The organism is Comamonas sp. SCN 65-56 (genome assembly GCF_001724135.1).
Classification (GTDB): Bacteria; Pseudomonadota; Gammaproteobacteria; order Burkholderiales; family Burkholderiaceae_C; genus Comamonas_C.
Window position 1 is genome coordinate 530970 of sequence record NZ_MEDS01000025.1, and the last position, 13100, is coordinate 544069.

General features: G+C 67.4%; 15 protein-coding genes. 8 read left to right on the forward strand and 7 right to left on the reverse strand.

Annotated features, from left to right (window positions below; genetic code table 11):
• Positions 1 to 10 precede the first annotated feature (10 nt).
• Positions 11 to 1144 (forward strand): phospholipase A, encoded by a 1134-nt coding sequence (locus ABS45_RS15430; RefSeq protein ID WP_291557005.1) that lies wholly within the window; start codon positions 11 to 13, stop codon positions 1142 to 1144.
• Between the two features lie 100 nt (positions 1145 to 1244).
• Positions 1245 to 1883: a BON domain-containing protein gene (locus ABS45_RS15435; RefSeq protein WP_291557009.1), complete on the forward strand. Its 639-nt coding sequence runs from the start codon at positions 1245 to 1247 to the stop codon at positions 1881 to 1883.
• A gap of 2 nt (positions 1884 to 1885) precedes the next feature.
• On the opposite strand, the gene ABS45_RS15440 is transcribed toward ABS45_RS15435, so the two are convergent.
• The 4 genes from ABS45_RS15440 to ABS45_RS15455 form a co-directional block, all read right to left on the reverse strand.
• Positions 1886 to 2812 (reverse strand): NAD(P)-dependent oxidoreductase, encoded by a 927-nt coding sequence (locus ABS45_RS15440; RefSeq protein WP_291557014.1) that lies wholly within the window; start codon positions 2810 to 2812, stop codon positions 1886 to 1888.
• Between the two features lie 11 nt (positions 2813 to 2823).
• Entirely contained in the window at positions 2824 to 3960 is a 1137-nt protein-coding gene (locus ABS45_RS15445; RefSeq protein ID WP_291557017.1) for a PilT/PilU family type 4a pilus ATPase, read from the reverse strand.
• Between the two features lie 40 nt (positions 3961 to 4000).
• On the reverse strand, positions 4001 to 4630 hold the full coding sequence (locus ABS45_RS15450; RefSeq protein WP_291557020.1) for a cyclic nucleotide-binding domain-containing protein: 630 nt from the start codon (positions 4628 to 4630) through the stop codon (positions 4001 to 4003).
• A gap of 83 nt (positions 4631 to 4713) precedes the next feature.
• Positions 4714 to 5757, reverse strand: coding sequence for a type IV pilus twitching motility protein PilT (locus tag ABS45_RS15455; protein ID WP_291557023.1), 1044 nt, complete (start codon positions 5755 to 5757; stop codon positions 4714 to 4716).
• A gap of 61 nt (positions 5758 to 5818) precedes the next feature.
• Between ABS45_RS15455 and ABS45_RS15460 the strand changes: the two genes are divergently transcribed.
• From ABS45_RS15460 to ABS45_RS15480, 5 genes are all read left to right on the forward strand, one after another.
• On the forward strand, positions 5819 to 6538 hold the full coding sequence (locus ABS45_RS15460) for a YggS family pyridoxal phosphate-dependent enzyme (protein WP_291557027.1): 720 nt from the start codon (positions 5819 to 5821) through the stop codon (positions 6536 to 6538).
• A 116-nt stretch (positions 6539 to 6654) separates the two neighbouring features.
• The gene (locus ABS45_RS15465) at positions 6655 to 7791 is read left to right on the forward strand and encodes an aminotransferase class V-fold PLP-dependent enzyme (RefSeq protein ID WP_291557030.1); all 1137 of its coding nucleotides are present in this window, start codon (positions 6655 to 6657) and stop codon (positions 7789 to 7791) included.
• Between the two features lie 154 nt (positions 7792 to 7945).
• Positions 7946 to 8665: a response regulator transcription factor gene (locus ABS45_RS15470; protein ID WP_291557033.1), complete on the forward strand. Its 720-nt coding sequence runs from the start codon at positions 7946 to 7948 to the stop codon at positions 8663 to 8665.
• A 97-nt stretch (positions 8666 to 8762) separates the two neighbouring features.
• The gene (locus ABS45_RS15475; RefSeq protein ID WP_291557036.1) at positions 8763 to 9992 is read left to right on the forward strand and encodes an ATP-binding protein; all 1230 of its coding nucleotides are present in this window, start codon (positions 8763 to 8765) and stop codon (positions 9990 to 9992) included.
• A gap of 57 nt (positions 9993 to 10049) precedes the next feature.
• A complete protein-coding gene (locus tag ABS45_RS15480) occupies positions 10050 to 10481 on the forward strand; it encodes a cytochrome c (protein WP_291557039.1) in 432 nt (143 codons plus the stop codon).
• On the opposite strand, the gene ABS45_RS15485 is transcribed toward ABS45_RS15480, so the two are convergent.
• Complete coding sequence (locus ABS45_RS15485) at positions 10475 to 10726, reverse strand: hypothetical protein (RefSeq protein WP_291557043.1); 252 nt, start codon at positions 10724 to 10726, stop codon at positions 10475 to 10477. The genes ABS45_RS15480 and ABS45_RS15485 overlap by 7 nt on opposite strands.
• Positions 10723 to 11409 (reverse strand): riboflavin synthase subunit alpha, encoded by a 687-nt coding sequence (locus ABS45_RS15490; RefSeq protein WP_291557047.1) that lies wholly within the window; start codon positions 11407 to 11409, stop codon positions 10723 to 10725. The genes ABS45_RS15485 and ABS45_RS15490 overlap by 4 nt, the downstream gene beginning before the upstream one ends.
• Positions 11410 to 11483: 74 nt before the next feature.
• On the opposite strand from ABS45_RS15490, the gene ABS45_RS15495 reads away from it, so the two are divergent.
• A complete protein-coding gene (locus tag ABS45_RS15495; RefSeq protein ID WP_291557050.1) occupies positions 11484 to 12326 on the forward strand; it encodes an alpha/beta hydrolase in 843 nt (280 codons plus the stop codon).
• A 32-nt stretch (positions 12327 to 12358) separates the two neighbouring features.
• Here ABS45_RS15495 and ABS45_RS15500 read toward each other — a convergent pair whose 3' ends face one another.
• Positions 12359 to 13066 (reverse strand): 16S rRNA (uracil(1498)-N(3))-methyltransferase, encoded by a 708-nt coding sequence (locus ABS45_RS15500; RefSeq protein ID WP_291557053.1) that lies wholly within the window; start codon positions 13064 to 13066, stop codon positions 12359 to 12361.
• Positions 13067 to 13100: the final 34 nt, after the last annotated feature.

A 13100-nucleotide genomic window follows, 5' to 3' on the forward strand; every position in this document is an offset into this window, starting at 1 on the left:
AGAGGTTTTCATGCATTGCATCCGTACCCTGCGCGCCACCGGGCTGGCGCTGATCCTGGGCACCGCCTGGGCGCTGCCGGCGCTTGCCGCCGAACCCGGCTGGCAGGCCTGCGCCGCGCTCCAGACCGACGCCGCCGCACGGCTGGCGTGCTTCGACCAATGGGCCGGGCAGCAGGCGGGAAGCGCCGCCGCAGCCGTTGCACCCGCGCATGCGCCGCAGCCCACCCCGGCAGCTATCGCCGCCATGGCCAACCACGCGCCAGACCTGCCCGAGCTGCCGCAGTCGGCAGGCGGCGGCTGCCACGATGAACGCTACACCACGCTCTCACGCTTCTGGGAGCTGGAAGCGGGCAGCGACTGCGGCACGCTGCGCTTTCGCGGCTACCGGCCCCTCAGCCTATCGGTGGTGCAGGCCAACACCGTCAACCGCCAGCCGACGTCGGACAACCCGCTGAACAACGCCAGCACGGCGGTGGATTACAGGCGCACCGAGATGCGGGTGCAGCTGTCGGTGCGCACCAAGCTCGCCAAGGGGCTGCTCACCAGCGGCAGCGGGGGCGAGCGCGACTCACTCTGGGCGGGCTACACCCAGCAGTCGTATTGGCAGCTGTTCTCGCCCGCCATCTCGCGGCCGTTTCGCAACACCGACCACGAGCCGGAGCTGGTCTACGTCTACCCCACAACGGCCGACCTGCCCTGGGGCTGGCGCCTGCGCTACAGCGGCATCGGACTGGTGCACCAGTCCAACGGCCAGAGCCGGCCGCTGTCGCGCAGCTGGAACCGGGTCTACCTGATGGCCGGGCTGGAACGTGGCGACAGCTGGCGCATCACGGCGCGCCTGTGGCAGCGCCTGCACGAGAGCGCGGCCAACGATGACAACCCGCGCATCAGCGACTATGTGGGCCGCGCCGAGCTGGGCCTGGCGTGGAACCTCAATCGCGACGACACCCTGGCGCTGACCGCTCGCCACGCGCTGCGCCGGCCGGCGCACGGCTCGCTGCGGCTGGAGTGGCTGCACCGCCTGGGCGACGACTCCAACCTGCGCCTGCACACCGCGCTGTTCTCAGGCTACGGGGACAGCCTGATCGACTACAACCGCCGGCGCACGGTGTTCAGCGTGGGCCTGAGCCTGCTGGATTTTTGATACACCCCGGATCACCCCTTGCCCTGCCTGCGCAAAGCGGCTGGGTATCATTTGCATCTTGTCCTCTCCCACACGAACGTTCGCAGGAATTGCCCCGCCCATGACCACCCCTACCGCCTCCATCCTTCGTGTCGCGATCGCCGCCGCAGCGCTTGTCGGCGGCCTGAGCGCCTGTGTCCCGCTGGTCGTGGGCACGGGCGCGGCCGTCGGTGCCATGGTGGCGACCGACCCGCGCACCACCGGCACGCAGGTGGACGACGAAGGCATAGAGCTGCGCGCCAGCAGCCGCATCACCGAAGCCCTGGGCGAGAAGGTGCATGTGAACATCACCAGCTACAACCGCCAGGCGCTCATCACCGGTGAAGTGCCCACCGCCGCCGACAGCCAGCGCGTGCAGGAGATCGTGCAGGGCGTGCAGAACGTCAAGTCGGTGGTCAATGCGCTCGGCGTGATGCCCAACTCCACGCTGTCCGAGCGCTCCAACGACACCTACATCACCGGCAAGGTGCGCGCCAAACTGGTCGATTTCGGCGACCCCATCGCCACCAACGCCTTCAAGATCGTCACCGAGCGCTCCGAGGTCTACATGCTGGGCCGCGTGACGCAGTACCAGGCCAACCAGTTGACCGACGCGGCGCGCAGCATCGATGGCGTGCGCAAGGTGATCCGGGTATTCGAGATCATCCCCGACCCGGCGCCGGCCAAGAGCGGCGCCCAGCCGGCCACCGTCACCCGATAAGCCTAGGAACGCGGCGTGAGCCGCGTGATGAGGCTGGAGGTGTCCCAGCGCCGGCCACCGTCCCGTTGCACCTCGGCGTAGAACTGATCCACCAGCGCGGTGACCGGCAGCAGCGCACCGTTGCGCTGGGCCTCGGCCAGTACCAGGCCCAGGTCCTTGCGCATCCAATCGACGGCAAAGCCGAAGTCAAAGCGCCCCTCGATCATGGTGCGTCCGCGGTTGTCCATCTGCCAGCTCTGCGCCGCGCCCTTGCCTATGACGTCAAGCACCAGCGGCATGTTCAGGCCCGCCTGCTGACCGAAGGCGATCGCCTCCGCCAGACCCTGCACCATGCCGGCGATGCAGGTCTGGTTCACCATCTTGGCCAACTGGCCACTGCCACTGGCACCAATGCGCGTGCAGGCGCGGGCATAGGCCATCGCCACCGGCTGCATCGCCTCAAACGCCGCGGGGTCGCCGCCGCACATCACGGTGAGCACGCCTTTCTGCGCGCCCGCCTGGCCGCCGGAGACCGGTGCATCGACAAACTGCAGCCCCTGCTGCAGCGCCAGCGCATGCAGCTCGCGCGCCACCGCCGCCGAGGCGGTGGTGTGGTCGACGAAGACGGCGCCGGGCTGCATGCCGGCAAACGCGCCATCGGGCCCGAGCACCACACTGCGCAGGTCGTCGTCATTGCCGACGCAGCAGAAAACCAGCGCCGCGCCCTGCGCCGCTGCCTGCGGGGTTTGTGCCTTTTTTACAGCTCCAGCGCCCGCAAATTCTGCGCACCATGCTTCTGATTTTGAAGCGGTACGGTTGTAGACCGTCACCGCATGCCCGGCCAGTGCCAGGTGGCCTGCCATGGGATAGCCCATGACGCCCAGCCCGAGAAACGCCACCTTGTGCGGCGCGACCGCGGCGTACGCGCGCGCCTCCAACCCTGCTGTCATTGCTGCAATCCTCAAACGATGGCGAAGGCCTCGGTGCCCGCGGCCAGATCGCCCGATTTTGCGCGCTGGCTGGTCAGCTTGATCTGCAGTCGCAGGTCGTTGACCGAATCGGCATTGCGCAGCGCATCTTCATAGGTGACGAGATTGGCCTCGTAGAGGTCGAACAGCGCCTGGTCAAAGGTCTGCATGCCCAGTTCGCGGCTCTTCTTCATCGTTTCCTTGATGTTGGTCACCTCGCCCTTGAAGATGAAGTCGGCGATCAGGGGCGAATTGAGCATCACCTCGACCGCGGCGATGCGGCCCTTGCCATCCTGCTTGGGCAGCAGGCGCTGCGAGACCATGCCCTTGAGGTTCAGCGACAGATCCATCAGCAGCTGCGCGCGCCGCTCCTCGGGGAAGAAGTTGATGATGCGGTCCAGCGCCTGGTTGGCGCTGTTGGCGTGCAGCGTGGCCAGGCACAGGTGGCCGGTTTCGGCAAAGGCCACCGCGTGCTCCATGGTCTCGCGGTCGCGGATTTCGCCCATCAGGATCACGTCGGGCGCCTGACGCAGCGTGTTCTTGAGCGCCGCTTCCCAGCTGTCGGTATCCAGCCCCACCTCGCGCTGCGTCACGACGCAGTTCTTGTGCGGATGCACGAACTCGACCGGGTCTTCCACCGTGATGATGTGACCGTAGGAATGCTCGTTGCGCCAGTCCACCATGGCCGCCAGCGTGGTCGATTTGCCCGAGCCGGTGGCGCCGACCATGATGCACAGACCGCGCTTGGTCATCGCCACTTCCTTGAGGATCTGCGGCACGCCCAGGCCATCGATGGTCGGCAACGTCAGCGGAATCGTGCGCAGCACCATGCCGACGTTGCCCTGCTGGACAAAGGCATTGACGCGAAACCGCCCTATGCCCGCTGGCGAGATGGCGAAGTTGCACTCCTTGGTGCGCTCGAAGTCCGCCACCTGCTTGTCGCTCATGATGGAGCGCGCCAGCGTCAAGGTGTGCGATGGCGTGAGCGGCTGCGGCGAGACCTTGGTCATCTTGCCGTCGACCTTGATGGCCGGCGGAAAGTCGGCGGTGATGAACAGATCGCTGCCGCCGCGGCTGACCATCAGCTTGAGCAGGTCGTTGATGAATTTGCTGGCCTGATCGCGTTCCATGCCCATTCCCCCTCAGCTGTGCATCCCGTTGGACAATGACTCAACCTTGGTGGTCGCTCAGACGCGCGCTGACCACGCGCAGGCGCTGCGAGAGCTTGCGCGCCAGCAGCGCCACGAGGCTGGCGGCCAGCATCGGGTCCTTGGCCATCATTTCATCCATGGCTTCGGCGTTGAGCGCCGCCAGCTCGCAATCCGTGAGCGTGGTGCACGAGGAAAAGCGGATGCCGCTGTCGAGCAGCGACATCTCGCCCAGAATGTCACCGGGCCGCGTTTCGGCCAGGCGCAACTGTTCGCCCCAGGGCTGCAGGCGGTCGACGGCAATCGTGCCATTGAGCAGCACCACCATGAAGTTGCCGTACTCGCCCTGGCGGATCACGTCGCGGTTGGGCGGCACCGAGGCGAACTGGAAGAACCGCTCCAGGCGCTCGACCGCATCCTTGTCCAGATGCGACATGTATTTGTCCTTGGCCCACAGCGCCTCCAGCAGCTTGCCGCCGCGGCTCTTGGGCAGGCGCTTGGCGCCGATTTCGGTAGCGCGGGCCTCCCACGGAATGAGCAAGGCGTCATCCACCCCCTGGCCGACAAACGCGGTGGTGAAGAACGCCGACTCCGGCGGCTCCTCCTGCGTCTTTCCGTACCTGGACCTGAGCAGGCCGAGAATGCCTTTCATGGCAACCACTCCCATATGCATGACCCTGTCGCCAGGGCTGATTCGTGGCACCGGTGGCGAAAGCCGCCCGCACCGTTAACACATCAACCGGGGAAATTCTCCGGAATCTTGGCCTTGCTGCGTGCCTCTGCCGGGCTGATCACGTTGCGCCGCACGAGGTCGGTCAAGTTCTGGTCCAGCGTCTGCATGCCGACGCTGTTGCCGGTCTGGATGGTGGAATACATCTGCGCCACCTTGGCCTCGCGGATCAGGTTGCGGATGGCGCTGGTGCCGAGCATGATTTCATGCGCCGCCACCCGGCCCTTGCCGTCTTTCTTCTTGCACAGGGTCTGCGAGATCACCGCCTGCAGCGATTCCGACAGCATGGCGCGCACCATGTCCTTTTCCTCGGCCGGGAAGACGTCGATGACGCGGTCAATCGTCTTGGCGGCCGACGAGGTGTGCAGCGTGCCGAACACCAGGTGGCCGGTTTCGGCCGCCGTCATCGCCAGGCGTATGGTTTCCAGGTCGCGCATTTCGCCCACCAGGATCGCGTCCGGGTCCTCGCGCAGCGCCGAGCGCAGCGCGGCGCTGAACGACAGCGTCATCGGCCCGACCTCGCGCTGGTTGATCAGGCATTTCTTCGATTCATGCACGAACTCGATCGGGTCCTCAATGGTGAGGATGTGGCCGTATTCGGTCTCGTTCAGGTGGTTGACCATGCCCGCCAGCGTCGTCGACTTGCCCGAGCCGGTAGGCCCGGTCACCAGCACCAGCCCGCGCGGCTTGAGCGCCAGGTCGGCAAAGATCTTGGGCGCATTGAGCTGCTCCAGCGTCAGAATTTTGCTCGGAATGGTGCGGAACACCGCCGCCGCGCCGCGATTCTGGTTGAAGGCATTGACACGAAAGCGCGCCAGACCGTCAATCTCGAACGAGAAATCGACCTCCAGGAACTCCTCGTACGTCTTGCGCTGCGAATCGCTCATGATGTCATACACCATGCCGTGCACCGTCTTGTGATCGAGCGCGTCGACATTGATGCGGCGCACGTCGCCATGCACGCGGATCATCGGCGGCAGGCCGGACGACAGGTGCAGGTCCGAGGCATCGTTTTTCACGCTGAAGGCCAGAAGCTGGGTGATATCCACGAGAGTCCCTCTTGAATGCGGTGTTTGACGGCGGTGTTTGGAGTACGCTTTGCCAAGCATTATGACGACGATCGCCGCAAATCTACAAGCCATCAAGGACCGCATTGCACGCGCCTGCGCCATGTGTGCACGCAATCCTGATAGCGTCTCACTACTGGCAGTGTCCAAAACCTTTGGCGCCGATGCGGTGCTGGACGCCGCTCGCGCGGGGCAGCGTCTGTTTGGCGAGAATTACATCCAGGAGGCGGTGCAGAAAATGGCGGATGTGGCCTTGCAGCATCCGCCGCAGCTGGTCTGGCACTGCATCGGCCCGATCCAGAGCAACAAGACACAGCTGGTGGCGCAGCACTTTGATTGGGCGCACACCGTGGACCGGGCCAAGATCGCCAGGCGTTTGAACGACCAGCGCCCGCCGCAGCTGCCGCCGCTGCAGGTCTGCATTCAGGTGAATGTCGATGGCGGCGCGACCAAATCCGGTCTGCCGGTGCAGGAGGCCGTAGCACTCGCCCGCGAGGCGGCGCAGCTGCCGCGGCTGCGGCTGCGCGGCGTGATGAGCATCCCCGACCCGCTGCCCGACTTTGACGCGCAACTGGCCGTGCACCAGCGCGTGCGCGCCGCGTTCGACGCCATCGCCGCGGCGTTGCCCGCGAACCACAGCGGCTTTGACACGCTGTCGCTGGGCATGACGGCCGACCTGGAAGCCGCGATCTGCGCCGGCAGCACCCTGGTGCGCGTGGGCAGCGGCGTCTTTGGCGCGCGCCACTACCCGCCGGGCGGCTGAAGCGCCCTGAAAGCCCCACGCCCGCGCCGCAGGCAGCGCCGTGCTAAGCTGAAATCCATCCATGGCGCCCGGCTCGCGGCGCCGATCGCACACCACCCCCCTTCAGGAGACACCCCATGCCCGGACTTCTGCCCGACGTCGACCCCGACGGCCTGCTCGAATTTTCCGTCGTCTACACCGACCGCTCGCTCAACCACATGTCGCAGCGCTTCGTGCGCGTGATGCAGGACATTCTTGCCACGCTCAAGGAGGTCTACCACGCGCATACGGCGGTGCTGGTGCCTGGCAGCGGCACCTTCGGCATGGAGGCGGTGGCGCGCCAGTTCGCCAACCGCGAAAAGGTCTTGATCGTGCGCAACGGCTGGTTCAGCTACCGCTGGACGCAGATTTTCGAAGAGGGCGGCCTGGGCGGCGGCGCCGTGGTCTGCAAGGCGCGCCGCCAGGACTCTGGCCCGCAGGCACCGTGGGCGCCCTGCCCGGCCGATGAAGTCGTTCAGGCCATCCGCAGCGAGAAGCCCAAGGTGGTCTTCGCGCCGCATGTGGAGACCGCCAGCGGCATCATGCTCAGCGACGACTACCTGCGCGCCATCAGCGGCGCGGCGCACGAAGTCGGCGCGCTGTTCGTGCTCGATTGCGTGGCCTCGGGCGCGATGTGGGTGGACATGCAGGCCGCCGGCGTGGACGTGCTCATCAGCGCGCCGCAAAAGGGCTGGAGCAGCTCGCCCTGCTGCGCGATGGTGATGCTGTCCGAGCGCGCGCGCGAGGCGATCGAATCGACCAGGAGCTCCAGCTTCTCCTGCGACCTGAAGAAATGGATGCAGATCGCCGAAGGCTACGAGAAAGGCGAGCACGCCTACCACACCACCATGCCGACCGACCCGCTGGTGGCTTTGCGTGACACCATGCTGGAAGCGCGCGCGCGCGGCTTTGCCACGCTGCGCGAGCAGCAGATGGCGCTCGGCACCAAGGTGCGCGCGCTGCTGCAAGGCCGCGGCTTTCCCAGCGTCGCCGCCCAAGGCTGGGAAGCGCCCGGCGTGGTCGTGAGCTACACCACCGACCCGGACATCAAGAGCGGCAAGAAATTCCTGCAGGTCGGGCTGCAGACCGCCTCGGGCGTGCCCTTGCAGTGCGACGAAGGGGCGGACTTCAGCACCTTTCGCTTGGGTCTGTTCGGCCTGGACAAATGGGCCGACCCGGACCGCAGCGTGGCGCAGCTCGTCAAGGCGCTGGACAGCATGGGCATCCCGGGCTGAAACGCCGCCGCTGCGCCCGACCTGAATATCGATAGAAAAAAGTCCGCAGCGCGCATCCAGCCTGCGCTGTCAGCTATCTATTCAGGGGGTGCCATTTACCCCGGCTTTACACCGGCTTCAACAGCGTGCAGCCGCACGCAGGCAGGATGGCAGCATGAACGCCCAGATCCTGATGATCGAAGATGACCACCGTCTGGCGCAGATGGTGGTGCAGTACCTGCAGCAGTCGGCACTGCAGGTCGAGCATGTGGACCACGCCGGCGCCGGCCTCGCGCGGCTGGAGGCGCCCGCAAGCCAGCCGCTGCCGGACCTGGTGATCCTGGACCTGATGCTGCCCGACCTGGACGGACTGGAAGTCTGCCGGCGCGTGCGCGCACTGCCGGGCGCGGCGGGCAAGGTGCCGATCCTGATGCTGACCGCCAAGGGCGACCCGATGGACCGCGTGATCGGCCTGGAAGTGGGCGCCGACGACTACCTGCCCAAGCCGTTTGAGCCGCGCGAGCTGCTGGCGCGCATCCGCGCCATCCTGCGCCGGCGCGAAGGCGGCGGCGCGCAGGCGGCGACCAACGTGATGCGCTTCGGCAGCCTGGAGATCGACCGCGACGCGCGTGCCGTCAGCGTGGGCGGGCAGGCTGCAGACCTCACCTCCTATCAGTTCGATCTGCTGGTGACGCTGGCCGAGCGCGCCGGGCGCGTGCTCACGCGCGACCAGATCATGGAAGCGGTGCGCGGCCGCGAACTGGAGGCATTCGACCGCTCCATCGACGTGCACATGGGCCGCATCCGCGCCGCCATAGAGCAGGATGTGAAGAACCCCAAGCGCATCCTCACCGTGCGCGGCGTGGGCTACGTCTTTGCCAAACACCAGGATTGAAGGTTCAGCGTTGAGCGTTGGGCGTTCAGCGTGAAAACCGCGCCTCTGCCTCGCCCAACGCTCAACGCTCAACCTCTTCCCACGTTCAACCTCCCCCATGCTTGGTCCCTTTTCCCGCCGCCTGTACCTGCGCATCTGGCTCGCCACCGTCGGCGGCGTACTGGTGTTTGCGCTCGTCGTCGGCTGGGCCTGGCGCATCGCGACCGAGCACAACGCACAGGCGCTGAACGCGCCGCCGCCGCGCGAGCTGCAGATCACGGCCGAGGACGGCACGCCGCTGCTGCAAGGCCTGGCCACGCGCGATCCCGGCCCGTGGGAAAACGGCGTGACTTACCAGATCGAAACGCCCGACGGCAGCAACTACACGCTGAAGATGGCACCGCGCCCGCGGCCCGCGGGCAGCCCCATGCGCAGCCGCCGCGACGGCCCGTTCTGGCTCGCTCCGCCCTATGGTTTTCTGTGGATCCTGGGGCTGGTGGGGCTGGCGGTCACGCTCGGGGTGTTTCCCATCATCCGCAAGCTGCTGCAGCGCCTGGAGCGGTTGCAGCGCAGCGTGCAGCGCTTTGGCGAAGGCGATCTGGCGGTGCGCGTGCCCGAGCAGGGCCAGGACGAGGTGGCGCAGCTGGCGCGCCAGTTCAACGCCGCGGCGGCGCGCGTGCAGGCGCTGGTGCAGTCGCACAAGTCGCTGCTGGCCAATGCCTCGCATGAACTGCGCTCGCCGCTGGCGCGCATCCGCATGGGACTGGGGCTGCTGGAAGGCGGCATGCTCTCGGCCGACACACAGGCCGAGCTGCAGCGCAACATTGCCGAGCTGGACCAGCTGGTCGATGAAATCCTGCTGGCCAGCCGGCTGGATGCCGGCGCGGCCAACGTCGGCAGCGTGGAAATGGTCGATCTCGTCGGTCTGGCGGCCGAGGAATGCGCGCGCGTCGATGCCGATCTGGAGCTCGCCGAGGGCCGTGCCATCCCCGAACTGCCCGGCATCGTCAGGCTGCTGCGCCGCGCGGTGCGCAATCTGCTGGAAAACGCACGCCGCTACAGCGCGGGCGATGTCACGCTGCAGCTCTCATGCGAGGAGGGCGCGGTATTGGTGCGCGTGAACGACCACGGGCCAGGCGTGCCGCCGCCACAGCGCGAACGCATCTTCGAGCCCTTCTACCGCCTGCCCGGTGCCAGCGAGCGCAGCGGCGGCGTCGGCCTGGGGCTGGCGCTGGTGCGCTCGATTGCCCAACGCCATGGGGGCGAGGTGGTCTGCGAGAGCCGCCCCGATGGCGGGCCGGGCGCCAGTTTCGTGCTGCGCCTGCCGCTGCAGGCCATGGCGCAATAGCCGGCACCGGCACCAGGCCCATCCCTGCAGTCGTACCATGCAGCCCTCGGAGGCCGCATGAAGCTGAAAAAAATCCTGATCTCTCTATCGCTGGCCACGCTGACCGGGGGGGCACTGGCGCAAAGCGCCAGCGAGCCGCTGGTACTGCGCAGCGTGATGGTGCAGATGCAGGCAGATACGCAAGCCGCGGCCGATGCCATCGCTCGCCAGGACTGGGCGAGCGTCGCCAGCCACGCGGACCGGCTGGCGCACCACGCCGAGCCGCCAGCGCTGGAGAAAGTGCGTATCCTGAGCTGGCTGCTGACGGATGCCATGACGTTTCGCAACTACGACCTGCAGGTCAAGGCCGCGGCCGCCGAGCTGGCCACCGCCGCGCAGCACAAGGACACCACCGCCGCCAGCCGCGATCTGGCGCGCATGCAGCAAAGCTGCGACGGCTGCCACAACAGCTTTCGCGCCCAATTCCTCGCGCATTTCTACGCTCAATGAACGGACACGGGCCGCGCCATGTAGAGCGCGCCCGCGCCATAACTTGCGAGCCGCTCACGCTCGGCGGCGTCCTGCAGCGATCGTGCTTCAAAGCCGTGGCGCTGCCAGTAGCGCTGCGCCCCCTGCAGCGCCACCAGCGCGGCATGCGCCAGAGCCTCGTCGCTGGCCTGCGCCAGCAGCCGCGCGAGCAAGCCGTCGATGTCGCCCAGGCCCAAGGGGCGCAGCACGGCATTCGTGGCGATCACGGCAAAAAGTCGTCCAGCGACTGACCCTTGTCCTTGAGCAGCGCATGGATCGCGCCGGTGAGCGGCGCCAGGCGTTCATCAACTGCCGCGCGCACGGTATCGACGATGACGGCCGTCTGGCGCTCGATCTCGATGTTGAGTGCATCGCCCTCGCGCTTGTCCTCGAACACCGTGGCGCGGCGCGTCTCGGGGATCAGCCAGACTTCGAACCAGCCCGCCGCCCGGTCGCACTCCGCAATGGTGAGGCTGGCGCCGTTGACCGCGATATAGCCCTTGGCAAACACATAGCGCATGTGGCTGGCGGGCACGGCGATGCGCCAGACCAGGTTGTTCTCCAGCACCCGCCGCTGCAGCAGCCGCGCCACGCAGTCGACATGGCCCGACAGCGGATGGCCGCCGATCTCCGCGCCCTCCCTGGCGGCGCGCTCGACGTTCACGCGCTGGCCCTGCACGGCGGCGCCCAGCGTGGTGATGGCCAGGCTTTGCTGCATCACGTCAAAGCGCGCACGCGTGGCGGATTCGATGTGCGTGACGGTCAGGCACACACCATCGACCGCGACGCTCGCGCCAATCGCCAGGTCTTCGCAGAAGCCGGCCGGGAATTCGATGGTGAAGCTGCGCAGCCCCGTGCGCTCCTCGATTGCATCAAGGCTGGCGACGGCCTGGACAATGCCTGTGAACATGCTGCAAAAACGGTGTTGGATCAGCAGCCGATTGTGCCAGCGCGCTACGATGGCGCGACTCGTCAGGAGCCCGCATGGACACCCGTGAACTCACCCGCCCCGATGGCGCCACCCTGTGGCTGCGCGCATGGCCGCTGCCTGAGGCCGAGCGCCGCGCCAGCGTGCTGCTGGTGCATGGCCTGGGCGAGCACAGCGGACGCTACGCCAGCGTGGCACAGCACCTCAACAGCTGGGGCTGCGCGGTGCAGGCCTACGACCACTACGGGCATGGCGGCTCCAGCGGCACGCGCGGCGCGCTGCCCAGCGAAGACCGTTTGCTAACCGACCTGGCCGCCGTGGTGGACGCCACGCGCGCCGCGCTGCCCGCTGGTGAACCCTTGATTTTGCTGGGGCACAGCATGGGCGGCCTGGTGGCGGCCACTTTCGTCGCGCGCGGCATTCGCCCCATCGATGCGCTGGTGCTGTCTGCCCCCGCGCTCGCGATCTTCACCAACCCGGTGCAGAAACTGCTGCTGGCGACGTTGCCCGCTCTGCTGCCGAACCTGCGCGTGGGCAATGGGCTGAAGCCGCAGCAACTCTCGCACGATGCCGCCGTGGTGCAAGCCTATGTGGCCGACCCGCTGTGCCACGACCGCATCAGCACCCGGCTGGCGCATTTTCTGGCGTTCACGGGTGCCGATACGCTGGCGCAGGCGGCGCACTGGCGCGTGCCGACGCTGCTGCTGTGGGGCAGCAGCGACCGCATGGTCAACCCCGCGGGCTGCCGCCAGTTGGCCGCGGGCGTCCCGCCCGGAGTCGTCACGGCGCAGGAATTTGCCGGGCTGTACCACGAGATTTTCAACGAAGCCGATCCCGCGCCAGTGTTTGCCGCCTTGGGCCAGTGGTTGCAGGATTATTTGAAACAAATACGGCCTTGACGCTTGCTCCACAAGCGTTGACAGCTCTTTTTTCAGGAGGAACCAAGCAGGGCCAGCGCGGCAATGGCCGCCGTCTCGCTGCGCAGCACGCGCGCGCCCAGGTGCACCGGCGCAAAGCCGGCAGCGATCGCGGCATCTTCCTCCTGCGGGGCCAGGCCCCCTTCAGGACCATGCAACACCCAGACGGTGGACGCATCGCCCGCCACATCGCGCAGCGGCCTGCTGCCCGCGCGCAGCGAAAGCAGCACTCGCCCGCCCGGGCCGACATCGCGCAAGGCGGCCTGCAGCGCCAGGGGCGCGGCAACAGCCGGCACGCGGTTGCGTCCGCACTGCTCGCAAGCGGCCACCGCAATCGCCTGCCAGCGCGCCTGGCGCTTGGCCGCGCGATCGCCTTCGAGCTTGAGCACGCTGCGCGCCGTCAGCACCGGCTGGATGCTCGCCACGCCCAGCTCGGTGGCCTTTTCCACCAGCCAGTCCATGCGCTCGTTGGCCGGCATGCCGACGATGAGGTGTACGGCGCGCGCGGCTTCGCGCTCCAGCGGTACGCATTCGCCCACTTGCACCACCACCTCGCTTCGGCCCATGCGCGTGACGCGGGCGGCCCATTCGCCGCCGCGCCCGTCGAACAGCGTGAGCGCATCGCCCGGCTGCAGCCGCAGCACCTGCACGTGGCGCGCGGCTTCGCCGGGCAGCTCGCGCTCGCCCACGCTCAGCGGTTCAGCGCAATAGACCCGGGGCATATGCAAAAAGAGAGCTCCTCGCGCTTGTTCAGCA